Origin of the sequence: Sneathiella sp. (assembly GCF_041689005.1) — a bacterium.
In the GTDB taxonomy this organism is placed as follows: domain Bacteria; phylum Pseudomonadota; class Alphaproteobacteria; order Sneathiellales; family Sneathiellaceae; genus Sneathiella.
On record NZ_JBDNHC010000039.1, the window covers coordinates 1 to 22,559 of the forward strand.

General features: G+C 45.8%; 22 protein-coding genes and 1 pseudogene. 18 read left to right on the forward strand and 5 right to left on the reverse strand.

All coding sequences use genetic code 11. The features are described 5' to 3' along the window. Positions 1-242: 242 nt before the first annotated feature. A pseudogene (locus ACESNI_RS04905) lies at positions 243-428 on the reverse strand (IS6 family transposase); the annotation flags it as partial. Between the two features lie 140 nt (positions 429-568). Between ACESNI_RS04905 and ACESNI_RS04910 the strand changes: the two are divergent. The 8 genes from ACESNI_RS04910 (at position 569) to rffA (ending at position 6,946) form a co-directional block, all read left to right on the forward strand. Further along, positions 569-1,255: a WbqC family protein gene (locus ACESNI_RS04910; RefSeq protein WP_373085373.1), complete on the forward strand. Its 687-nt coding sequence runs from the start codon at positions 569-571 to the stop codon at positions 1,253-1,255. A gap of 4 nt (positions 1,256-1,259) precedes the next feature. Beyond that, positions 1,260-2,186, forward strand: a complete 927-nt coding sequence (locus ACESNI_RS04915; RefSeq protein WP_373085374.1) for a glycosyltransferase family 2 protein — start codon at positions 1,260-1,262, stop codon at positions 2,184-2,186. Further along, complete coding sequence (locus ACESNI_RS04920) at positions 2,179-2,832, forward strand: trans-aconitate 2-methyltransferase (RefSeq protein ID WP_373085375.1); 654 nt, start codon at positions 2,179-2,181, stop codon at positions 2,830-2,832. Before ACESNI_RS04915 ends, ACESNI_RS04920 begins: the two co-directional genes overlap by 8 nt. Next, positions 2,829-3,494: an acetyltransferase gene (locus tag ACESNI_RS04925; protein WP_373085376.1), complete on the forward strand. Its 666-nt coding sequence runs from the start codon at positions 2,829-2,831 to the stop codon at positions 3,492-3,494. Before ACESNI_RS04920 ends, ACESNI_RS04925 begins: the two co-directional genes overlap by 4 nt. Continuing rightward, positions 3,491-4,411, forward strand: coding sequence for a hypothetical protein (locus tag ACESNI_RS04930; RefSeq protein ID WP_373085377.1), 921 nt, complete (start codon positions 3,491-3,493; stop codon positions 4,409-4,411). Before ACESNI_RS04925 ends, ACESNI_RS04930 begins: the two co-directional genes overlap by 4 nt. Further along, a complete protein-coding gene (locus ACESNI_RS04935; protein WP_373085378.1) occupies positions 4,408-4,812 on the forward strand; it encodes a GtrA family protein in 405 nt (134 codons plus the stop codon). The genes ACESNI_RS04930 and ACESNI_RS04935 overlap by 4 nt, the downstream gene beginning before the upstream one ends. A gap of 11 nt (positions 4,813-4,823) precedes the next feature. Then, positions 4,824-5,633 carry a class I SAM-dependent methyltransferase gene (locus ACESNI_RS04940; RefSeq protein WP_373085379.1) on the forward strand — a complete coding sequence of 270 codons (810 nt, stop codon included), beginning with the start codon at positions 4,824-4,826 and terminating at the stop codon, positions 5,631-5,633. Positions 5,634-5,800: 167 nt separating this feature from the next. Then, on the forward strand, positions 5,801-6,946 hold the full coding sequence (gene rffA, locus ACESNI_RS04945; protein ID WP_373085429.1) for a dTDP-4-amino-4,6-dideoxygalactose transaminase: 1,146 nt from the start codon (positions 5,801-5,803) through the stop codon (positions 6,944-6,946). A gap of 98 nt (positions 6,947-7,044) precedes the next feature. On the opposite strand, the gene ACESNI_RS04950 is transcribed toward rffA, so the two are convergent. From ACESNI_RS04950 to ACESNI_RS04965, 4 genes are all read right to left on the reverse strand, one after another. After that, complete coding sequence (locus ACESNI_RS04950) at positions 7,045-8,505, reverse strand: hypothetical protein (RefSeq protein ID WP_373085380.1); 1,461 nt, start codon at positions 8,503-8,505, stop codon at positions 7,045-7,047. A 630-nt stretch (positions 8,506-9,135) separates the two neighbouring features. Beyond that, positions 9,136-9,924, reverse strand: a complete 789-nt coding sequence (locus ACESNI_RS04955; protein ID WP_373085382.1) for a class I SAM-dependent methyltransferase — start codon at positions 9,922-9,924, stop codon at positions 9,136-9,138. Between the two features lie 79 nt (positions 9,925-10,003). Then, a complete protein-coding gene (locus ACESNI_RS04960; protein ID WP_373085384.1) occupies positions 10,004-10,819 on the reverse strand; it encodes a phytanoyl-CoA dioxygenase family protein in 816 nt (271 codons plus the stop codon). Between the two features lie 661 nt (positions 10,820-11,480). Further along, positions 11,481-11,774 (reverse strand): Arm DNA-binding domain-containing protein, encoded by a 294-nt coding sequence (locus tag ACESNI_RS04965; protein ID WP_373085385.1) that lies wholly within the window; start codon positions 11,772-11,774, stop codon positions 11,481-11,483. Positions 11,775-11,812: 38 nt separating this feature from the next. On the opposite strand from ACESNI_RS04965, the gene ACESNI_RS04970 reads away from it, so the two are divergent. The 10 genes from ACESNI_RS04970 (at position 11,813) to ACESNI_RS05015 (ending at position 22,526) form a co-directional block, all read left to right on the forward strand. After that, on the forward strand, positions 11,813-11,899 hold the full coding sequence (locus tag ACESNI_RS04970; protein ID WP_373085430.1) for a diacylglycerol kinase: 87 nt from the start codon (positions 11,813-11,815) through the stop codon (positions 11,897-11,899). A 277-nt stretch (positions 11,900-12,176) separates the two neighbouring features. Further along, complete coding sequence (locus ACESNI_RS04975; RefSeq protein ID WP_373085386.1) at positions 12,177-12,962, forward strand: hypothetical protein; 786 nt, start codon at positions 12,177-12,179, stop codon at positions 12,960-12,962. 117 nt (positions 12,963-13,079) lie between these two features. After that, positions 13,080-13,757 carry a response regulator transcription factor gene (locus ACESNI_RS04980; RefSeq protein WP_373085387.1) on the forward strand — a complete coding sequence of 226 codons (678 nt, stop codon included), beginning with the start codon at positions 13,080-13,082 and terminating at the stop codon, positions 13,755-13,757. Continuing rightward, on the forward strand, positions 13,744-15,102 hold the full coding sequence (locus ACESNI_RS04985; RefSeq protein ID WP_373085388.1) for an ATP-binding protein: 1,359 nt from the start codon (positions 13,744-13,746) through the stop codon (positions 15,100-15,102). Before ACESNI_RS04980 ends, ACESNI_RS04985 begins: the two co-directional genes overlap by 14 nt. Positions 15,103-15,177: 75 nt before the next feature. Further along, positions 15,178-15,789, forward strand: coding sequence for a phosphatase PAP2 family protein (locus ACESNI_RS04990; RefSeq protein ID WP_373085389.1), 612 nt, complete (start codon positions 15,178-15,180; stop codon positions 15,787-15,789). A 183-nt stretch (positions 15,790-15,972) separates the two neighbouring features. After that, the gene (locus ACESNI_RS04995; RefSeq protein WP_373085390.1) at positions 15,973-16,338 is read left to right on the forward strand and encodes a PepSY domain-containing protein; all 366 of its coding nucleotides are present in this window, start codon (positions 15,973-15,975) and stop codon (positions 16,336-16,338) included. A 239-nt stretch (positions 16,339-16,577) separates the two neighbouring features. Further along, the gene (gene mprF / locus ACESNI_RS05000; RefSeq protein WP_373085391.1) at positions 16,578-19,223 is read left to right on the forward strand and encodes a bifunctional lysylphosphatidylglycerol flippase/synthetase MprF; all 2,646 of its coding nucleotides are present in this window, start codon (positions 16,578-16,580) and stop codon (positions 19,221-19,223) included. Positions 19,224-19,262: 39 nt separating this feature from the next. Next, entirely contained in the window at positions 19,263-19,829 is a 567-nt protein-coding gene (locus ACESNI_RS05005; RefSeq protein WP_373085392.1) for a DUF1003 domain-containing protein, read from the forward strand. Positions 19,830-20,238: 409 nt separating this feature from the next. After that, on the forward strand, positions 20,239-22,125 hold the full coding sequence (locus ACESNI_RS05010; RefSeq protein WP_373085393.1) for an LTA synthase family protein: 1,887 nt from the start codon (positions 20,239-20,241) through the stop codon (positions 22,123-22,125). Positions 22,126-22,163: 38 nt separating this feature from the next. Beyond that, positions 22,164-22,526 (forward strand): diacylglycerol kinase, encoded by a 363-nt coding sequence (locus tag ACESNI_RS05015; RefSeq protein ID WP_373085394.1) that lies wholly within the window; start codon positions 22,164-22,166, stop codon positions 22,524-22,526. Positions 22,527-22,559: the final 33 nt, after the last annotated feature.

Below are 22,559 nucleotides of genomic sequence, written 5' to 3' on the forward strand. Positions count from 1 at the left end.
TACGCCAGAACCGAAAAACCCGAGGTGCTGTCTTGCGCCACTCAAGCGCGATAGTCTGAGAGGGATCAGTTCTAGCGAAAAACATCAGGGCCCGCGGGTGTCAGATAAAAGCCGCATTTAAAGGCCGGAGACATGACCGCACCCTGAACTGGCATACACCACTGGAATTTGCAAATCGATCCAATAGGGATCACAACAAGAACAGGGCTAACTTATGAATGAGGATAAATTGGGGAGCAGGTCAGTTGCCATCGCCAGTTGGAATAATTCCGGGAAGGATAACGCCGCTTCTGCCGGATCGCGCGCACGAATAATTGACCAAATTTGTTCCACCAATTGCGAACGGTTTTATGGCTAATATCTATGCCGCGTTTATGAAGTACATCTTCAACGTTACGAAGCGAAAGGGGAAAGCGGACATACATCATCACAGCAACGCGGATGATTTCAGGTGATGTTTTGAAATAGCGAAATGGGTTCTAATTTTTCATTCATGGATTTTATGGAATTTCTGAGATACGGTCAAAGATCATTTTTCTTCTGACAGTGCCATGGGAAGCGTAATTTAATGCGGGTAGCGATTTCACAGTCCAATTACATTCCCTGGAAAGGGTATTTTGATATTATTGCCTCTGTGGATCGTTTTATACTTTATGATGACATGCAGTTTACGCGCCGGGACTGGCGCAACCGCAATAAAATCAAAACACCCCAGGGGTTGGTTTGGCTATCCGTACCAGTCTTGACAAAAAGCAAGTATTTCCAGTCGATTAAAGACACTCAAATTGATGGCTCGGCCTGGGCCGCAAAACACTGGAGAACAATTGAAACAAATTACGCGCGGGCGCCAAACTTCGAAATGATGGCTGACATTTTCAGGTCGACCTATGAAGGAGAGATTCCAGAATTCCTTTCTGACCTCAATTCTCAATTAATCCGTAAAATATGCAATTTTTTGAATATTAACACAATCATTGAGAGCTCCGCCGACTATGCATTGGTGGAAGGGAAAAGTGAACGCCTTTTGGATCTTTGCAAGCAGGTGGATGCCGACGCGTATATTTCAGGTCCCTCCGCACAGGGCTATCTTGATACAGCACTTTTTTCTTCGGCAGGCGTTGATGTTGAATGGTTTGATTACTCGGGATATCCGGTTTATAATCAGCTGTGGGGTGATTTTGAACACGGAGTGAGCATTTTGGATTTGATAGCAAATACCGGGTTAAAGTCTCCAAACTATATGAAGAATGTGTGAGTAGATGAAACTGTCTATCGTCGCGACTCTCTATAGGAGCGCCCCGCATATTGGAGAGTTCTACCAGCGGTGTGTCGCCGCAGCGGACGCTCTTTTCGACGGTGATTTTGAAATCATTTTAGTGAATGACGGCTCCCCGGATGATAGTTTATCGCACGCAGTTGCTTTGCATGAAAAAGATAAGCGCGTAAAAGTAGTGGATCTTTCCAGAAACTTTGGCCATCATAAGGCGATGATGGCGGGACTGCATTTTGCCTGTGGCGAATTCGTCTATCTAATTGATGCCGATTTGGAAGAGCAACCCGAATGGTTGAAAATGTTCTACGATACCTTGACGCAGGAGAGTGGTATCGATGCGGTAGATGTCGTTTACGGGGTACAGGATACTCGTAAAGGCGGCTGGTTTGAAAAGGTCAGTGGCGCGGTATTTTTCAAGATATTCAGTTATTTGTCAGAAGCTGATATTCCCGCGAATCTGGTTACGACGCGCCTGATGCGTAAACGATATGTCGATGCACTTCTTTTATACAATGAACGCGAGTTTTTTATCGCGGGCTTATGGGCGATTACTGGATTTAATCAAAAATCGATTAAAGTGAATAAACTCTCGACAAGTGAATCAAATTACAGTTTTGGGAAAAAACTGGCGTTAGCGCTTCATCACGTCATTTGCTTCAGTACGACACCGCTCAAGCTGATATGCCTTTTTGGTCTTTCTATCGCGGGCATTTCCGCAATTTTTGCAGTCTGGGTTGTCTTTCAGTATATTTTTGGAACGTTCGCCGAGGGGTGGCCGTCGATCGTTGTCGCTATTTGCTTTTTCGGCGGGCTGAATCTTTTCGGTATTGGTGTTTTGGGGCTGTATCTTGGAAAGATTTTTTCAGAAGTGAAACAGCGCCCAAATGTTATTTATCGGCAGATATATGGTTGATCAAAAATCTAAAATACTTGGTGATGTTGCGGAATACTATAGTGAGCGGCTTAAAAAGTTCGGGGCAACAGCCAAGGGGGTTGATTGGAATGACCCGAAAGGGCAGTTTTTACGTTTTGAACAATTGGGGAAACTGTGGCTGAACTCTAAATCGCATGCAGACGTCATCTCGATTGCCGATTATGGATGTGGGTACGGGGCATTTCTAGACTATATCCGTGGAAGTTTTCCCAAGGACATCGATTATGAATTTTTAGGACTCGATGTCTCAGCAGACATGATCGAGGCGAGCCGTCAACGCTGGCAGGACGATAATAAATCGCGGTTTCTTGTTGGCAATCAGCCCGACAAGAAGACAGATTTTGCTGTGGCCAGTGGGATATTCAATGTTTCCTTGGGGGCGGACCATGGCGACTGGCTGAACTATATTCTGGAGACATTGAGAACCATGGCTGAGTTTTCGAATAAGGGCTTTGCTTTCAATTGCCTGACTTCCTATTCTGATGAAGACAGGAAGGCAGATCATCTTTTTTACACCGACCCGTGCTTTATTTTTGACTATTGCAAATCCAACTTCTCTCGAAATGTGGCGTTGCTGCATGATTACGATTTGTACGAATTCACAATCTTGGTGCGGCATAAATGACCAAAAAACTGATTATTTTCGGAAATAGCGAAATAGCGGAGTTGGCTAAATACTATTTCGAAAAGGACACGAACTACGAGATTGCGGGCTTTTGTGTGGATCCTGAATTTATTAAGGATAATAGTTTTTGTGATTTACCGATTGTATCTTTTGAGGAAGTGCACTCGATTTTCCCTCCGCAGGGCCATTCTTTTTTTGTCGCCTTGAGCTACACCAAGCTAAATACATTACGGCGTGAAAAATTTGAAGCGGCCAAGGCCCTCGGATATGAACTTGTCAGTTATGTCAGCCCACACGCCACCGTTTTAAATGACGGAAGAATAGGGGAGAATTGTTTCATATTAGAGGACAATACCATTCAGCCCTTTGTCTCTATCGGAGACAACGTCACCCTATGGAGCGGCAACCACATCGGGCATCACTCTACGATTAAAAGTCATTGCTTTATTTCCTCCCATGTCGTCGTTTCCGGGGGGGTTACAATAGAGGAACAATGCTTTTTAGGCGTTAATTCGACCTTACGCGACGGGATCACCCTAGGGGAAAAAAGCGTCATAGGCGCTGGCGCCGTTATTCTCGGAAATGTTGACCCAAACGGCGTATATATTGCCGGAAAAACGGAACGTTCTCGGCTTCCAAGCAGTAAACTGCGCGGTATATGACTGCTTCTGAGTATAGCTGGATAAAGAAAGGACGAATTTTCGTCCCCAAGGGACGTCATCCTAAATTGTTTAGCCACGCGGCGAATCCGCTGGCAATGCCATTGTCCAAGGACGTTTTTCGAATTTACTATTGTGGGCGCGATGCGAAGAAGCGATCGTCCGTCGGTGCCTTTGACTACGATATGAAGACGGGACGAGTGATCGAGGATTATGAAGAGCCCATTTTTTCTACGGGACGTCCGGGCAGCTTTTGTGAAAGCGGCGTGAGCATTGGCAATTGCTATCGTGTCGGAACGAAGACTTACATGTCATTTATGGCTTGGCAGGTCCCGAAAAATGCTCATTGGTATGGCGAGATTGGCCGGTTTATCGTAAATGACGACATGACATTGTCACTAGATCAGGACGAGCCATTTATATCGTGCCAAGCGTTCAATTCGATCAGCCTCTCCTATCCCTGGGTACAACCTGCCGATCAGGGAGGATTCGAAATGTGGTACGGCACGACCGAGACCTGGAACGCTGGAAACAATGAAATGCTTCACGTTCTCCGCCGTGCGATCTCCTCTGATGGACAGGTCTGGGAACAGACCGATGATGTCCTTCCTTTTGCATTAGGATCCGCCCAAGCGTTCTCGCGGCCGGCTATTTTAAAAGGGCAGGACGGCACCCAGAACATGTGGTTTTCGTACCGTTCGGGCTCTGGCACTTCTTACAGAATAGGGCATAGCCGGTTTTCAGATGGAATTTGGTCACAAACTCCTGGGCGTCCCGGAATAGATGTATCGCAAACAGGCTGGGACAGCGAAATGATCGAATACCCCTATGTGTTTGAGTATCAGGACAAAATATTCATGTTATATAATGGAAACGGCTACGGCGAGACAGGTATTGGTTTGGCGGAACTGCAAAGATGAATTCACGAATTGCAACATTATGGGGGAAAGGCTGGCGCTTCATTGTGACAGGAATTTTGTCTAACGTCCTGTTCTACTGCCTTTTCCTTGTATTGCTCTGGTTATCTGTTCCGTATCAGATTGCGCTTACCGTTATATATATATTGGGAATGATTTTTGGATATCTCGTGAATAAATACTGGTCCTGGAAGGATAAAAGTCCTGTTTTCAGATCGGCGGGAGTCTATATTCTGATTTACGGAATTGTCTATGTTTGCCATCTTGGTTTTGTATCCTATCTTGTAAAATTTCAGGCTTTTTCTCCCGCTTTGGCGGCGTTGATTTCATTCGTCTGTTTAACAATTCCACTTTTTATGCTGCTTGACAAACTCGTCTATCGCTCCCCCAAAACCATAACTTAAAGGATTTTGGCTTGGACCACGTTGAGATTTTCAAGGATGAACAACAAGGAGCGCGTCTTCGCGCCGAAGCGGAATTCGGCTGGCGCGAGATGAAGCCTTATTTTGAAAGATTGCAAAACTCAGACACGGTTTTGGAAGTGGGCTGTGGCACCGGGTTTCTACTAGCGCGATTGGCTCAAAAATTTAATGATATTTCATTTACGGGTGTTGAACCTATTGGTTCTGGCTTCATGCAATTTGAAAGTACCTTAAATGCGATTGAGAAACAGTACGCAAATATAACTTTTATTCGTAGGCGCATTGAGGATATCAAAAGCGAAAAAAGATATGACCTAATTTATTCGATTAATGTGTTTGAGCATCTGGAAGACTGGCGTGACGCTATCGACATATGCGTGTCCTTGTTAAATCCGAATGGCCAATTGGTTATTTTATGTCCGAACTACTGGATTCCATATGAATCCCATTTTTCACTCCCTATAATCGGGACTAAATCTCTGACATATAAAATATTTTCTAAAAAAATAGCGCAGATGGAGGAAGGTTTCGGGGCGGAAGGACTTTGGAAATCATTGAATTTTATTACAGCGCCTCAGATACAACATTATTGTGAAACAAAAGGGTATGATCTGAATTTTGATAGGGCGATCATGGCCCGCATGCTTGATCGGTTGGATGACGACCCAGAGTTCAAGAAACGGCAGAGCGGTCTGGCTAGGGTCGCTAGTCTCGCTAATCGGCTTGGCGCGGGATTTTTACTTGGTATTTTACCCGCGCGATGCAGTGCCTATATAAAGGTAACTGTTCAAGAAAAACATTGACAAAATTCAGTCTCGGCGCTGCGAAAAGCTATTGAAAACCGAATGTGTTTGTCGTCTATATATTTGATTGAACCCATTGCAATTGCAATCAGTACAAAACATGATTATTGGAAGTTAGTGTTAATATATTTTTCCAGCGGAAAGAAAAAGCAGATTAAATGCCAGAAATGCTATTTTTAAATAAGGTTTTTGTGAGCGGCCAAGAAGCGGCTTATATGAAACAAGCTATCGAGGGGTCTCAGTCCGGTGGCATGTTGTCCGGCGATGGAAGCTTTACCCGGCGCGTTAACTCCCTTCTTGAGACAAGATTTAACGTAAACCAGGTTCTGCTGACACATTCCTGCACAGGCGCCCTGGAAATGGCGGCTATCCTGGCGGATATACAGCCTGGCGATGAAGTCATTATGCCGTCCTACACCTTCGTTTCGACAGCAAATGCCTTTGTCCTGCGAGGCGGTGTGCCCGTTTTCATTGATGTGAAGCCCCATAGTCTCAATATGGATGAAACCCTTATTGAAGCGGCGATCACGGATAAAACCAAGGCGATCGTCCCCGTCCATTATGCCGGCGCTGCCTGCGAAATGGATACAATTATGGAAATAGCGACGCGGCACGGCCTGTTAGTAATAGAGGACGCGGCACAAGCTATTTTTTCGACCTATAAAGGTCGCTCTCTTGGAACCATTGGGGATCTGGGATGCTTGAGTTTTCATGAAACTAAAAATATTGTCTGTGGCGAAGGTGGCGCCCTCTTTATAAATAACGATGAATTTGCGGCACGCGCTGAAATCATCCGAGAAAAAGGCACAGACAGAAGCGCCTTTCTAAGGGGGGATTCTAACAAATATACCTGGCGAGATGTCGGGTCCAGCTATTTGCCCTCTGATATGTCGGCTGCATTTCTATTAGCCCAACTGGAAAACGGTGAAGAAATAACGAAACGGCGCCGGGATGCCTGGGCGCGATATGATCTGCGATTTCGGGGGTCAAAATTTCTACAATTGCCGTCATATGGCAACGATATTGGTATCAATGGTCATATGTATTTTGGTCTGGTGAACGATGCCTCGAAGCGCAAGGCGTTCATTGACGGCATGCGAAATGGGGGCGTGCAAACTTTAAGTCACTATGTGCCTTTGCATTCGTCCCCGGCAGGATCGCGATATTGTCGCGTCTCAGGATCAATGGGGCATACGGATTCATGTTCTGCCAGACTTGTGAGGTTTCCAATGTATTGCGGTATTGAAAGTAGCGTCGATATGATTGCTGATCTGGCGTTAAAAATACTATCGAAGACGGATGCCTTTGCCTGAACAACAACTTTGAGGTATCGAAATACAATTACCGGATTGCCCTAAACCTGATTCATTTATCTCTCGGAAATGAAGTAGGTAGATATCTTCTGATATGATCATGGATTCGGTTTACGCGCTATAATCCAGTATTTGGTTTCTTTTATCATTTGATATCCTGCGTCCAAGACCAGGTTCTTTTGAAATTGCTCGACAATCGGCGGGACACCGGCGACGTTCCCAATGACGGCCTTATCGAGGGCAATAAAGGGCGCATGAAGATCTCGCAGCGAGGCTAGCACAATATTTCGTGTCTCCTCGCGATGGGCAAAGAAAAAGGGAGCCCTTTGCGTTAGGGCCGGTTGCAACCCTGTTAAGCGCGACATGTTAAGCGACAGCCCGCTCAGCCACTTCAGGCCAGGGTTTTCGCTCACTAAAATTTTTAATTCTTCTGCTTTTTGCACCGTATAGTCACAAAGCGCGTCGGAGGCGGTAATGCCATCCAGGCAAGGTGCCAATCGATCTCCGAGCTTGGCAGAGAAGGTTTCAATAAAATGTTCAGCCTGCAAACGCTTTATCGGGTTCCCGAAAATAAAGGGAATGATCAGCACGGTAAGAATAAAGGACCAAAGGACACGGTCCACTCTCGGCCCCACCATGAGTTTTGGCATGACCAGAAGGGTATATAACAGGAAAGGTATCAGCATATTCGCAATAGAGTAGCGGTTCATGACATAGGGACCGATACCAATAATTATGCCGATGATGACAATACTTTGAAACTCAATAGGTGTTAGTGGGCTTCGATCCTTTATAGAAAGCAGGTATCTTGCGAATAGGACTATTGTATGCAACATAATCCACATAAATGGTGGAAAAAAATATACAGCCAGACCAGCAAAGCCACTTGTCCCACTTTGTATTTTTTGTTCCATAATCTGGGTTAATTCCGCGAAAATCGTACCGAGTGAGCCGTCAAATAATACGAGCATCAGGACAGCACCTGACAGCAGAAAACTCAGCGTAAAAGCAGCTCCCGACGTGATTACGCTCAGCGCTCCCTTCCTTGCACTTTCGATAAAGAACGCAAACCCCATTGCAAGAATGCAATAAAAACTGGTTTCAAAATTATAAAAAACTATCACAGGCGCAATCAGCCCGAAAATCAACGGGCCGCCGTACCCTCTGAGCCCTGCGAGAAGATAGGCAAGAATAATCGTTATCGGAACCATGAGGATACGAATAGGCAACTGATTGGGAGTGTCAAATGTTTCGGCAACTCCGGAAATTCTTCCGGAAAAAACAATCAAGATAAGAAGGGCCGTTGCCCATACCATTCTTTTATTCTTCATCCCGATGCGCTGAAAAATAATGACGACAACCAGGCCTGAGAAAACCAGACTAATGAATTTCAGGAACGTCACCGTCCCGCCCAATGTTTCAAATAGCGGAATATTGCGGGAACTTGTTATGAGTTCGTTGAGTAACACACCATAATTAGAGAATGCCGCGAACTCCAATCCCACAAGCGAGTCCTGATATAGTCCATCCCCGATGACGGCAGACCAGTGTATATCCATACTGAATAAGCGACTCTCATTCAATTGGTACTGGAAACCCAGAGGGAGAATGTAAACTAGTATAACCGCCGAAATAAGGGCAATCGCGATGGTTCTTGTCTTGAACCGGCCTTGTATGGTTTCCTTTATCAAATAAGCGGCCGCGAGTGCCAACAGGTAATCACGTATTTTTAGCTCATATGTAAGTATAACGGCGACCCAAAAGATGATGCCCAACCATGGCCGAAGCCGATCAGGTATTACCGATGAGATTTTCCGTTCTGGATTATTGCGGCGCTGGAACCAGGATGGTGCGAACAGTCCAGCCGTAAGGAAAAAACCAAATATTGAGATGACAAATAAATTATAGAATTTGGACTGTATTCGGGTGTCCGGTAGCGTCAGATAAGCTATCTGCTCGGGAGTAAATATTACAGTTTGAGGAGAGTTCTGAATCCATATAAAGGTGATACCAAGCGTTATTGCCGCAAAAAAAATAATATTGAAAGTATTTTAAGGTCCAGCATCTGGAAAATTCGATCAATGAGATACACTGTATTGTCATTGAAATATGAATAACCTTTTGAAATATCTTTTTTGTATTTAGTCGGTATTTCAATCATCATTATGAAGCGGTTCTTTTAAAAGTAGCTATTTTTTTTGTGTGAAATGACCAGGTTGCGCTTCGAAATAGAGAACTAGACTGCGTTCGGAATTCGAAAATAATTTCTGGATAATATGTAAGGGAAACAAAGCATATTTATTCAGAACAACACCAAGTAAGACTGGAAAATATGTCTTGAACATCACCTGGCGCCGTCCGGAAAGCTTGGTTCGATCCAAGGCAGACAACTTTAGTTTGGAACGTTCACTTCTATTTACCAGGAAATTTGAAATGGGCAGCAGCAAATTCGAAACGGGAAAAGTTAATCCCGCTGCATGTCGTAAGATATATCCGCTACTTTCAGTCAATGCCGTCACACTAGCCCTCGTGTAACGTCGGCAATGCCCCGCAATATCATCCTCAATTCCCCAGTGAGCGGGGGACGACGGAACCAAGGCAATCATGATGCCATTATTTTTCAAGCATTCTGCGGCCGTACGCATATAAGCTGTTTGTGTTTCCTCCTCCAGATGCTCCATGACCATACAGGAAATCACCAGGTCAACTTTCTCGCTCGGAGGCGGCGATAAAACAAAATCAGCATTCGTTGGGGCAAGTCGGTTCTCGGTAATTTCCTGTGAGAAACGTTCTTTTAGGGCTGTAATTGTTTTGCCGTCAAGATCGTATGAATACCCAGACCAACCGCTATCCAGGAGGAGACGCGTGATTTCCCCACTTCCCGGCCCAATTTCAATAAATTTTCCTGAAGGAATTCGGTTCAACCGTTCTTTGAGATACATAAGTTGGAGCAGTGTTCCCGGCGGTAGGACTTTCATCTTCCCTCACTTATGGAAAAGAGGTGAACTGGAATTGCTGTCGTTTGATCAAACGGATCCTCATATAGGTCTATGCTCATCATAATGCCTTTCCGGCCCGCTTAGAGAGATACTCGGAAACAGAAGCGGGCTCCATATAGTTAAATCCTAATACATCTTTTGCTTCGTCGGAAAGATCAGCGCTTTCCATGTTTTTAGGAATGTTAATTTGTTGTTTAAAGTAGGGAATATTGAACAGGTGATTGACGGCACGGCGAGCGGATTTTGTTTTATTATATCCGCCCGCGTGAAACATCATGCAATCAAGGACTATAAAAGAGCCCGCCCTCGCTTCCACCTGGATCGCATTATTTAAAATATATCTTTCGGAGGGGAAAGCTTCGGATTTGTGACTGGCAGGCAAAACAAAAGTCGCCCCATTTTCATACGTAAAATCATCGAGGCAGAAAAGGGCATTTACGGCGAGAGGTTTCGTCGACACAAAATGCTGATAGGGAAGATCTCGATGCCATGCGTCTTGATTATAGGCTTCTTGTGGCGGATTCGTGATGCCATTTTGCTGATTGAGAATAAATTTTCCGGGAATCAGCTTTTTAATCAGTGACAACAATTTTTCATTTAGCGCGAGGTCGAGAAATGGCTTCCCCTGGGTGAGGGGGGACCGGATGGTATGGAACTCATTCGCGTTTCTCAAATTGCTCTCGCCGTATGTCTTTACATAACGGCGATGTATCTGATCAAACTCCTCCGATAGGCTCTGTAGTTCAGCCGCTGTGTAACCTGCATCCAATATGGAATACCCGACATTTACAACCTGTTCGGCGATTTCATTAATAACGGACTTTGTTTTTTTTTGTTGAAGGATGCCGTAGGATTTGGAAGGGATATTATTCACTTTAGAACTTCCTTGAGATAAAAATCTAGCATTTCGACGGAACTTAACAAAGAGTGTGTCATCATTTAAAGTGGGCTTAGCGTTGGCTTGAGTTAAGAGAGGATTTAACTCATCAGGCTGTTGATATTATGCGACAGCCTTGCAGTATTGCAAGCGCCGTGGTCTGGCAGACTAAATCGACCTCGTCACGGTGTGGTGTAAAAATGGCACAAAAGTGCCTCTATTATGTTCTGACGACGGACACTCGGTCCGCTTTTGTTTGGGGTGATGGTATGGTTTTGTCTAGACACGCCGTTAAGATTGAAATCAGTCCATTTCGCGGACAGTATTTCTCCAATTCTCGCGCCGGTTAAAAGCTGAAGCCGTATAGCATTGGCTGCTATTTGATTTGGGTGATTGTTGAGAGCGCTCGTTAGTTTCTTTAAATCATCGTCTGAAAGCCAACGATGTCTTTTCTACTCAAGAAACTTTTCGATCCCTTTGGCGGGATTGTTGCGACGCCATTTTCATTTGATGGAGAGTTCAAACATTTTCGAAATGAGGGATAATGCGCTATTGGCCTGATGAGGTGTAGACTTAAGCGAATTATGTAGTGATTGTATGTCGCCGTATCCAACCTCAAATACCTTGTGGTTTCCAATACAAGGCAGAACAAGTTTATTCAATATGGACCGGTCATTAGCGATATTCTTAGGGCGCTTTTGGGAATTGCGTGAAGCTCTAAGTACTGATCTGCAAGTATCCGAATTGATGGCGACGACCGTATGGCTTTAGATTCTGCTACGGGATCTCCGCCACGAACGACGTCAGACAGATAGCCTTTTGCTAATTCTCTAGCCTGATGGAGCGACATGTGGGGACCGTGCTTGCCCAGAGTTTTGCGCCTTGATCGGCCGGCCGGCCGATTGCGATATTGAACGACGTAACTCTTCACGCCTGACGGTTTCACCGTCACGCGGAACGTGCCCTTTCAGACGGCTCAACTTCTTGATTTTGGCGAGCAAGGACATCGCGAGTGCTGCGGTTCTTTTGTCGTTATTCTATTGCCTGATAGTCTGGATAATAATCTTCTTCGTTTGAATAATATTGAGATTTATGGAGCTGTTTGCGCGCCGCTTATTGCTGCGCCCCTCTCATGACATTTTAAATCGGTCGCTTGACGGTGTGGAACAGCTGAATCTTACATATTTGTATATCCGGCGAAATGCGACTGTGAATTCATCGTATTATCTAAGGTTATGGAGCCAAACTAATGGTTCCAGAATTCGGGCGCAAAGGTGAAAGTAAGCAGTCGCTCCCGAAAATCGCACCACCATTAACAGTTTGAATTCCATATAGGCCAATTTTGGAAAATAGAATGTCCGACTTTTCGCTCGTCTCCGTTGCTCCAGTATATAACCGCGTACCAAAAGTCACTGTCGATTTCTGGTTGATTAAGCTTATGGCCGTTACAGTTGGTGAAACTGCGGCTGATTTTCTCAGTCAAAATCTGGGCCTGGGCCTTTCTGCAACCTCCTGGATTATGAGCGGCCTCCTGATTGCGGCATTAATACTGCAATTCTCACAGAAAAAATATGTACCATCGATTTACTGGCTGGCCGTCGTTTTGATTAGCGTTGTTGGAACCCTGGTAACTGACAATCTGGTGGACAATATGGGAGTAAGCCTGCAAACGACAACAATCGTTTTTTCAATCGCTCTCGCGGCCACATTTGCCGTCTGGTACGCCTTCGAGAAGACCCTTTCTATTCACACCATTTTTACCGGCAGGCGCGAAGGCTTTTACTGGCTGGCAATCCTTTTTACCTTTGCTCTTGGAACCGCCGCTGGCGACCTTGCAGCCGAAGGTCTGGGACTCGGCTACCTTACCGCCGGACTGATGTATGGGGCCGTTATTTTTATCATTACCGCCGCTTATTATATTCTTGGAATGAATGGTATTCTTGCTTTCTGGTTGGCCTATATCCTCACCAGGCCGATGGGGGCATCCTTTGGCGACCTTCTATCGCAATCAAAGGCGGACGGTGGGCTTGGATTTGGAACCGTCATTACCAGCGCCCTGTTTTTGACTGCCATTGTTGTGATAATTAGTTACATGACTGTAACTCATCAGGGCATGGAGAAAAGAGAAGAAAGAACCTAGCCGCACGCCAAAACATCAATTGCAGCTTGCACGGTCTTAATTTTTTGGGCGGAATTGGCTGCAAATGATAGGATAGGAGCGGTAACCGCATTTATTTCAAGGGGCATCGCATAAAAGATGCGCATTTTATTAGTTGAAGATGATCTGAAAAATGCAGAATACGCCCGCAAGGGCTTTCAGGAAAGTGGTCATATGTGTGATCTCCTGGAGAACGGGCATGATGGTCTTTTTCAGGCGACACGGGAAAACTATGATGTGATTGTCGTTGACCGCATGTTGCCGGGGCTGGACGGGCTATCTCTGGTCAAGGCCGCGCGCGCAGCAGGGGTGAAGACGCCTGTTATATTCCTGACATCCGTGGGTGGCGTGGATGACCGTGTTGAAGGTCTTGAGGCCGGAGGTGATGACTATCTGGTAAAGCCCTATTCATTTTCCGAGCTTCTTGCCCGGGTAAATGCGCTCGCGCGGCGCCCTCCCGCGCAGAAGCAGATAACAAATATGCGGGTCCATGACCTGGAAATAGATTGGATTAGCAGGCGGGTAACGAGAGCCGGGGAGGAGCTGGACCTGCAACCGAAGGAATTCAGCCTTTTGGAAGTGCTAATGAGAAACGCGGGTCGAGTTGTCACCCGAACCATGCTGCTGGAGCAGGTATGGGACTTTCATTTTGATCCAAAGACCAGCGTGGTTGAGACACATATCAGCCGCCTGCGAGCCAAAATCGACAAACCTTTTAATGTAACTTTATTGCACACGGTCCGCAGTATCGGATATTCCCTGCATGCCCCTCGGTAGGATAAATTTAAGCACTCCTTTCAGGTTGGCGCTTTCCTTTGTTGTTTTGTCATCGGTTACTTATCTGATCGCTGGTTTCATCGTTTATGATTCCTCAAAAAGGGAAATTGCAAAAATCTATGATCAACGTCTCGCACAAATGTTCAAAGTGCTCTCTAACAATGATGAGCGAGACTTCATAGAGGGTATCAGACAACGCATCTCGGTTGATCGGGGTCATGACACTATTTATCTACTTGCGACGCCGACGGGGAAATCGATTGTCGGCAATATGCCCGTAATCCGCAGCAAGATTGGCTTGTCGGATATATCCGGCGCAGCACTCGGTTATAACAAAGATTATCAGTACCGTGTACTGGAAGGAATTGTAAACGGTAACAGGCTGGTGGTGGGTGTCAGCAACGCCGAAATCGATGAACTCGGTGAAGTATTGTTAAATAGTTTCGGCTGGGCTTTATTCGTTGCGACTGCTCTGGCAGCGTCGGGCGCCATATCAGTCGCTATTCGAGCAAAACGAAGATTAAATATGCTCAACGAGACAATGGAGCAGGTTTCCAGAGGGGACTTGACTGCGAGGATCCCTCTGCTCGGAAAAAATGATGACATTGATTTAATCTCCGCAAAAGTGAATGCAGCCCTTGAGCATCTTTCAGTGGCAGTCGAAGGACTTAGACAAGTCAGCTCTGATATCGCCCATGACCTTAAAACGCCCCTTAATCGCCTGAAAATAATTATTGAGACGGCCCTCGACAAAAGCGAAAAGGGAATAAATGTTGACGTTGAATTAGAGGCAGCTGCTCGCGAGAGTGACCAGATCAATGAAACCTTTTCAGCCTTGCTGCGAATTGCCCAAATTGAATCAGGTGCAAGAAAATCCCGCTTTTCTTCGGTCAATGTTGCGGCAATTTTAGAAAAAACCGCCGATATCTATGTAGATGTCGCAAGTGATGCGGGCATGAAATTACAGTGCATATCAACCCAAACAGAGAAGGCCGAAATATTTGGAGATCGGGAGCTGTTAACCCAATTATTTGCGAACCTGTTCGAGAATGCCATACGACACTGTCCGGTAAATACGCGGATAGAATATTCCATGACCGTTGTTGGAAAGACTGTCGCCGTCCGCATTACGGACGATGGACCCGGCATACCGGAAGCAGAGCAAAAGAAAGTGTTGCGGCGTCTTTACCGGCTTGAGAAAAGCCGCACGACATCCGGTTCTGGCCTCGGGCTTAGCACCGTCAAAGCAATCGCTGATCTTCATGATGCAGAAATGCGTCTTGATGACAACCAGCCGGGCCTGATGATAACCATAAATTTCCCCAAAATAAATCCCGAGGAATAGATTGCATTAACCTAATTGATATTCGCAATTGAACTGCTCTGTTTCGTAGGGAAAATACTTAGCTGAAAAGAAAAAATGGAAACTTACTTCTCGTTGAACATGACATTGTTTCATCTCATTAATGCGTCTGAAACACCGGCCGTCCTCAGTGTTACTGTTGCCAGAGGCTTCGCCATTCTTTCTCCCTGGGTAGCGACGTTTCTTGCGATCTTATTCTGGCTATTCGGGACTTCCTGCCAACGGCGATCTTTGATGATTGCGAGCACTTCTCTAGGCTTGGCACTAATCGTGAATTTATTCTTCGTGACGGTGATGTATGTGCCGCGCCCTTTTGAACTTGGCGTTGGGCAGATACTATTAAATCATGCAGCAACAACCGCATTCCCGAGTAATCATGCAACTTTTTTATGGGCTTTGGGGTTTGGTTTGGTGGCCACTCGTCAGTTGCGCTTTCTCGGATTTGTAATCTCTATACTTGGATTTCTGACGGCCTGGGCTCGAATTTATTTAGGAGTGCATTTTCCGTTAGATATGGCCGCTTCGTTTATAATCTCGGTTCTATCGACAGTTTTCGCCCGAGCCTTGGCGGAAAAACTAGACAGCTTTTTATTTCAGCCTATAGAGCGGATCAACTCTCACTTGTTACGGAATTTCGGAAGTATATTTAAAAGAAATCGCAGCGAGTAATGGGCCTCAAAAATAGACCATATGACAACAGATCTTTATTCAATGTCCCAAGTTGAAGCTTCATAAACGCCTGCAATTGATCATACAAAATTGTATAATCAGTGAAAAACTTCTGCAATGCCCCGTTCCCATATTCATTATGAAGGAGCGCAAAATGTGTTCCCGCAATATAAGGAGCGAGACATGAAAAAACACATGATCATCACAGCCGCGATTATTGCCACCGGGCTTGGTGCCGGAATAAGTAGCTCAGCCCTTGCTGCCAGTGGTTTGAATAATAAGGGCGTTGCCGAAATAAAGGCTCAACAGTCTGCGAAACTAACGATCATTGACGCAATCAAAGTGGCAACGGCGACACAAAAGGGAACGGCATCAGAAGTATCGTTTGATAATGAAAAAGGGCTGCCAGCCTATGAAGTAACGGTCGTTTCCGCCGATGGTTCTGAGCATGAAGTCAAGATTGATGCGATGTCGGGTGACGTTCTTAAAATTGGAGCCGTCAATGACGGAGACGGTGAGGAGCATGAGGGTGACGAAGACCGCGACTAGGTTTTTAATGGAATTATCAAAGCTGTTCTAGTCGATGAACAAAGCCGCCCGGTGAGACTGGAATTCATCGGGCGGTATCGGTCCTGCTGTGTTCACGTATTTTGAAACGAGGGACAATGGCCCCAATTAGTATTTTTTGACATGCCTAGTATTAATTGCCCTTCTTGAATTTTAAGTGATTGTAAGGCAGGTTAAAACTCGTTCTCGAAATAAAACGATATACGATTTGGAGTTTGTGAATGGGGCCTGGCAAGACATTCAGAAAAGCTATATTGGGATATTCCCCTGTTGTATTTCTGCGAATGCACGGTTCAATAGTAATATCGTTTTTGTTGTTTGGATTTGGTTCTTTTTCTGTTTACAAGATATTGACCTCCGTCAATTTTCACGACGTTGTCACGCAACTTCATCAGATTGCATTAGTTAGTATCGCTCTTGCAGTGCTTACCACTTTCTTCGGCTATCTTGCACTTGTGGGCTATGATTGGTCGGCCCTTCGATTCATCGGAAGATCCGCACCGTTACCGGTTCTTATTCTAGGATCTTTTACCGCCTATGCTATGGGTAATACTGTTGGACTGGCTGTTTTTTCGGGTGGCGCGGTTCGCTATCGTTTTTACCGGGGGCTTGGCCTTGATACCTCTGATGTAGCCGTGGTTTCGTCGTTTTGCGCGATGTCCTTCGGTATTGGTGTCACAATTGTTGGTTTTTCCGCTTTAATTTATCACCCTACAGCGCTGAGTTCTTTACTCCCTCTTTCACCAGAAGTGATCCGGGGGGGAAGTTTAGTTTTACTATTTTTGATAATTACCCTTGGACTGTGGAGCTCGATTTCAAAACACTTTTTTATGCTCGGGCGGTATAGAATAGGCCTACCAGAGCCGTTAAATTTGGGTGCGCAGATCCTGTTCTCGCTTGCCGATATCCTGTTCGCTGCAATGACGCTCTACATTCTGCTGCCCGATGCGTTGGCCATTCCATTTACAATTTTTGTTGCTTTGTTTGCCGCGGCATCAGTGGCGGGTGTTTTGAGCCATATTCCCGGCGGTATTGGTGTTTTCGAAGGTGTCATGATTACAGGTCTATCAACGTCGCCTGATTTAATACCGGGCGTGGCCGCCGGACTTTTGGCGTATCGAGTAATTTACTACTTATTTCCTTTTATATTATCTCTGATGATTTTGGCTGGGCTGGAAGCCGTTCAACATAGCCGTTTATTCACTGCAAAATTTCTTTTCGAAGGCGCGGCAGGAAACCTTATCCACACCATGCAACCGGTAATGATCACAGGGTTGTCTGTATTGATATTCATCACTGGCGCAATCCTTATCCTGAACGGGATTCTGCCCGTGCCGAAAGAACTACTCCAAGAATTGCAGCCGATTATCTCAACGTCGTTTTTTGAAGTATCAAATGTCATTGTCGGGGTAACAGGAGGAGTGCTGGTAATTCTAGCGAACGCCTTGCGACGACGAGTCCGAGCCGCTCTATGGCTTACACTGGCATTGCTTCTGGTCGCACTCCTGTCCTTGTTGGTTCAGCGTTTGGATTACGACCTTGCGGCATTTTTGCTTTTGATCATGATACTTATGTGGGTTGCGCGGCATAGTTTTTATCGCAAGTCGAGACTGACGACAAAAACATTTTCGAACCAGTGGCTGGTGTTGATTGGGGGCTTGTTTTTATCTGCCTTCCTATTGTTTCTGTTCGCGCATGGTGATGTGAGCTATCAGCATCAGAATTGGTGGGATTTCGCCTTTGACCACAACACTCCTCGCGCCATGCGGACCTTTGGCGCGGCCGCCATCGGCAGCTTGCTGATCTTGCTGACAATGGCGCTGCGTCCGGCTCAAGGCGCAAGCGGGCAGGCGGATGAGTTGGACTACTCCATTATTAAAGCTGTCATTAATCAACAAGACAATCCGGATGCAAATTTCGTATTTACCGGGGACAAGCAAACTCTACTGTCAGAGAAAAAAGATGCCTTTATCATGTTTGCGAAACGAGGACGTAGTTTTATTTCGCTAGGTGATCCGGTCGGAAATCCGGCGTCCTTTCCTGACTTGATCGATGACTTCGTCGATCTTGCAGACCGTGAGAATTGCCGGGCAGCGTTTTATCAGGCGGGAGCTGTACTTCTTCCGTTATACATCGATATTGGCTTTACAATGAGCAAACTTGGTGAGGAGGCGCTCGTTTCACTTGCGGAATTTGGCCTGGAAGGGCCAAGAAACCGATATTTTCGGCAAACCAGCAACCGCGCCACACGTGAAGGGCTCAGTTTTGAAATTTCCGCGCCCCCCCATGGAGAAAATTTGCTATATAATTTGAAGGTCGTGTCTGATGATTGGTTATCGTCAAAACATGCGCAGGAAAAATCATTTTCCCTTGGCCGTTTCGAACAGACTTACCTTCAGCATTTTGCACTGGCATTAGTTAAGAAAGATGATGAAGTAATTGCGTTTGCCAATATTATGAAATCAAGAGCGGGTGGAAACGTCACCATCGATTTAATGCGTCATATCGCGGCAGCTCCCGCGGCAACAATGGACTATCTATTTATCAGCTTGATGCTCCAGCTAAAGAATGAGGGATATCGTGAGTTTTCACTGGGGATGGCGCCACTGTCGGGCTTGGAACAAACGAGACACAAGCGCCTCTGGGATCATCTTGGCATTGCCCTCTACCATCTGGGAGGGCATTTATACAACTTCGAGGGGTTGCGCGCCTATAAAGACAAGTTCCACCCGATCTGGCAACCTCGCTATATGGCAACTTGGGGCGGTGTAGATCCGCTTTTGATTGCGACCGATGTAAATGCGATTGTGAGCGGGGGTATCATTGGTGCGATGGGTTTTCGTGGGCGTCATCCGCATGAAGAATGAACGGGCAAATCTGAACGCCAATTTCTTTTGGGGGAAGTAATGGACGATACGATTAAGGAGATGGCAATACGCCTGCTCAACACAGGTTATGACGACCTGCCACCTCATGAGCAAAGAGTTTTACGTAGAATTGCGAAACGAATTGCAATCTCGGAAAATATCAACACTCGGTTTAACGATAACCTGACGTTCGGGCAACGTATGGCAGATCGCGTGGCAGCCTTTGGCGGATCATGGTCTTTTATCATCCTGTTTGCCGTCGTTCTTTTAGTGTGGGTATCAATGAACGCATGGTTCCTAGCGCGCGTCGATGCTTTTGATCCCTATCCCTTTATTTTTCTTAACTTGATCCTATCAATGTTGGCCGCAATTCAGGCGCCAATCATTATGATGTCGCAGAACCGGCAAGCCGCCAAGGATCGCGTGGAGGTAAATCATGATTATGAAGTGAACCTGAAGGCAGAACTCGAGATCATGAGCTTACACGAAAAATTTGATGAACTTCAACAGCATCAGCTGGAAGCTATATTACAAAAACAAAACGAGCAATTAGAGGAACTTAGACAACTCTCGCAAAAACTGGATGAGGATAACCGGAAAAAATAACCGCTGCTTGCACCGATTACTTCATCTTTTGCGCCATAATTTCAGCGGGCTCCCTAAGTGGGTGGTCACCGGGGTTGTGTGGCCGAGTAAACGGCCCGCAATCGCTAAACTCATACCGCTTGCGATGCTTTTCAGGGATGCGGTAGTTGTCAATGCTGCAGACGTTATAACTGAACGCCCGAACTTTTTACACCTGAAGCTTCACCCGTATTCCCTTGCCTGGCACCCATGATTGTACAATCGGTTTTTTAGACGCCGAAACTGATTGGGACCCCGCGCATAGGGGTCGCATCTGAAATGCATCTTACGACAATGAATCGCAAACATTACGAAATTGTATATTTTCAGAACAGTTCACGAAATAGGCAGTGGTTATTCTCACCGCATTATTTTTTAGCAGAGAGTTCTAATGCCCCTGTTGTATTTTATTAAGCGGCTAGCCCCGAGCTTTACGCTTTTCATGATCGTGCAATTTATCATTCGCATGATATTCACAATTTGGAAATTTCAAGCCTTGGGGGCATACGACATTCTCAAGTCGCTTTCCTTCGGGTTGGTGTTTGATGTTGCAACATACTCGTTGTTCATTTTGCCGTATGTCTTTTACCTGCTCCTACTGCCCGCCCGATGGTACAACACAAGATTTGACCGCATCGCGACCCATGTTGCATTCATTTTATTCGCGGGCCTTGTTATATTTGACATCGCGTCTGAGTATGCGTTTTGGCAGGAATTCTCTGTCCGGTTCAATTTTATTGCGGTGGACTATCTGGTCTATGCAAGGGAAGTCCTCGGAAATATCTGGGAGTCCTACCCGGTAATTCCAATTTCTCTGGGGATACTTGTCGTCATTGGCGTTGTTTATGTTGTCATGCGCGGAAGGTTAATCCCGAGCAGTTTCGGTTCGGTCAGCTTTTCGTCGAAAATCGGTTTCATCGGAGGTTTTCTTCTGCTCACTTTTATCGGATATCAGGCCTTATCGCTTAGAAATAAAATTATTTCCGATAATACTTACGCAAATGAAATAGCTGCAAACGGGATTTACAGTCTGTTTTCGGCCTTTAAAAACAATGAGCTTTCATACGAGAAATTCTACATTACGTATGAAGATCTGGAAAAAACGCCGTTACCGGCGGTAGAGGTAGCGGAAGTCAGGTCAAATAATCCCCAGCAGCTCAAAAACGTCGTTTTTGTAACGATGGAATCCATGAGCGCGGAATTTATGAAGCGCTATGGCGCAAAAGGCGATTTTACGCCAAATTTAGACTTCCTCGCACTCAACTCTCTTAATTTCAGCAATCTGTACGCAACAGGAACAAGAACGGTGCGTGGCCTGGAAGCATTGACGCTTTCCATACCGCCATCCCCCGGGCGGTCCATTCTCAAGCGCCCAAATAATGAAAACCTCTTTTCACTGGGATATATATTCAAGGACCGCGGGTATCGGACGAAGTTCATTTATGGCGGCTATGGCTACTTCGATAACATGAATTACTTTTATGAGAATAACGGCTTCGACATTGTGGATCGCACGGACCTTGCAGATGATGAGATTACTTTCTCCAACACCTGGGGAGTTGCCGATGAAGATTTGTTCAAAAAGACAATAAAGGAAGCCCGCAAGGATTATGACGAGGGCAAACCCTTCATGTATATGGTTATGACAACGTCAAACCACAGACCTTATACCTTTCCGGAAAATGCTGCCAATATTCCCGTTGAGGGGGGCGGAAGAATTGCTGGTGTCAGATATGCCGACTTTGCAATCGGCCGCTTTCTGGAGGAAGCAAAGAAAGAACCGTGGTTCGAGGACACTGTATTCATTTTCGTTGCCGACCATACAGCTGGCGCGGCAGGGAAATCCTCATTACCCCCCAGTCGGTATCATATTCCGGCGATGTTTTACGCGCCCGCCCTCATTAAACCTCGGGATGTAAGCAAAGTCGCTAGCCAAATTGATCTTCCGGTAACGCTTCTGTCAGTCCTGGGATTCGACTATAAAAGTCTGTTCGCGGGGGGTGATATACTTCAAAGTTCGTTTAAGGAGCGAGCTTTCATCGCAACTTATCAAAAACTCGGAATTTATCAGGATGACCGGGTGACATTTGTCGAGCCGGTAAAGTCATATGGCGTAGAAGATAAACAAGGTACTTTAGAAACCAAGCCTAAGGGGGCATCGGGGTCGTTGCTGTCAGTTGTCACGAATTACGAACGCGCATCCCTATGGAACATAAATCACAAAAAGCTCCCGTCGACGCTGGCAACAGGAGCCCAATTAACGAAGGATCTCCATTAATTCTGGCCCCGTTGGCCAGAAGTGGTACATAATAACCTATGGAGCGAACAAGGAATAGGGGCGTAAAACGCCTCATTGCGGCTTTGGGAAATTCCTGGAGCGGCTTCCGCCTTGCCTTCAAAAGCGAAGAAGCTTTTCGGCAGGAAGTCTATCTTGCAATTTTGCTGGTTCCCGTTGCTTTATTTTCGGGCAAACAGCCTGTGGAAATAGCGCTGCTGTTGTCGGGTCTATTCGCGGTCCTGATAACAGAGATGTTGAATTCCGCGATCGAATGCGCCATCGACCGTATCTCGGAAGACTTTCACGATTTATCCAAGGCGAGCAAGGACATCGCGAGTGCCGCTGTTCTTTTGTCGTTATTCTATTGCCTGATAGTCTGGATAATAATCTTCTTCGTTTGAATAATATTGAGATTTATCCGATAATTTGCGCTT

Coding starts and splice junctions, on each gene's coding strand:
- ACESNI_RS04995 (WP_373085390.1), top strand. CDS start 15,973: ATGAAAAAACACATGATCATCACAGCCGCGATTATTGCCACCGGGCTT.
- ACESNI_RS04990 (WP_373085389.1), top strand. CDS start 15,178: ATGGAAACTTACTTCTCGTTGAACATGACATTGTTTCATCTCATTAAT.
- ACESNI_RS05010 (WP_373085393.1), top strand. CDS start 20,239: ATGCCCCTGTTGTATTTTATTAAGCGGCTAGCCCCGAGCTTTACGCTT.
- ACESNI_RS04915 (WP_373085374.1), top strand. CDS start 1,260: ATGAAACTGTCTATCGTCGCGACTCTCTATAGGAGCGCCCCGCATATT.
- ACESNI_RS04930 (WP_373085377.1), top strand. CDS start 3,491: ATGACTGCTTCTGAGTATAGCTGGATAAAGAAAGGACGAATTTTCGTC.
- ACESNI_RS04955 (WP_373085382.1), bottom strand. CDS start 9,924: ATGAAAGTCCTACCGCCGGGAACACTGCTCCAACTTATGTATCTCAAA.
- ACESNI_RS04985 (WP_373085388.1), top strand. CDS start 13,744: ATGCCCCTCGGTAGGATAAATTTAAGCACTCCTTTCAGGTTGGCGCTT.
- ACESNI_RS04925 (WP_373085376.1), top strand. CDS start 2,829: ATGACCAAAAAACTGATTATTTTCGGAAATAGCGAAATAGCGGAGTTG.
- rffA (WP_373085429.1), top strand. CDS start 5,801: ATGCTATTTTTAAATAAGGTTTTTGTGAGCGGCCAAGAAGCGGCTTAT.
- ACESNI_RS04935 (WP_373085378.1), top strand. CDS start 4,408: ATGAATTCACGAATTGCAACATTATGGGGGAAAGGCTGGCGCTTCATT.
- ACESNI_RS04910 (WP_373085373.1), top strand. CDS start 569: ATGCGGGTAGCGATTTCACAGTCCAATTACATTCCCTGGAAAGGGTAT.
- ACESNI_RS04975 (WP_373085386.1), top strand. CDS start 12,177: ATGTCCGACTTTTCGCTCGTCTCCGTTGCTCCAGTATATAACCGCGTA.
- ACESNI_RS04950 (WP_373085380.1), bottom strand. CDS start 8,505: ATGGATATACACTGGTCTGCCGTCATCGGGGATGGACTATATCAGGAC.
- mprF (WP_373085391.1), top strand. CDS start 16,578: ATGGGGCCTGGCAAGACATTCAGAAAAGCTATATTGGGATATTCCCCT.
- ACESNI_RS05015 (WP_373085394.1), top strand. CDS start 22,164: ATGGAGCGAACAAGGAATAGGGGCGTAAAACGCCTCATTGCGGCTTTG.
- ACESNI_RS04920 (WP_373085375.1), top strand. CDS start 2,179: ATGGTTGATCAAAAATCTAAAATACTTGGTGATGTTGCGGAATACTAT.
- ACESNI_RS05005 (WP_373085392.1), top strand. CDS start 19,263: ATGGACGATACGATTAAGGAGATGGCAATACGCCTGCTCAACACAGGT.
- ACESNI_RS04980 (WP_373085387.1), top strand. CDS start 13,080: ATGCGCATTTTATTAGTTGAAGATGATCTGAAAAATGCAGAATACGCC.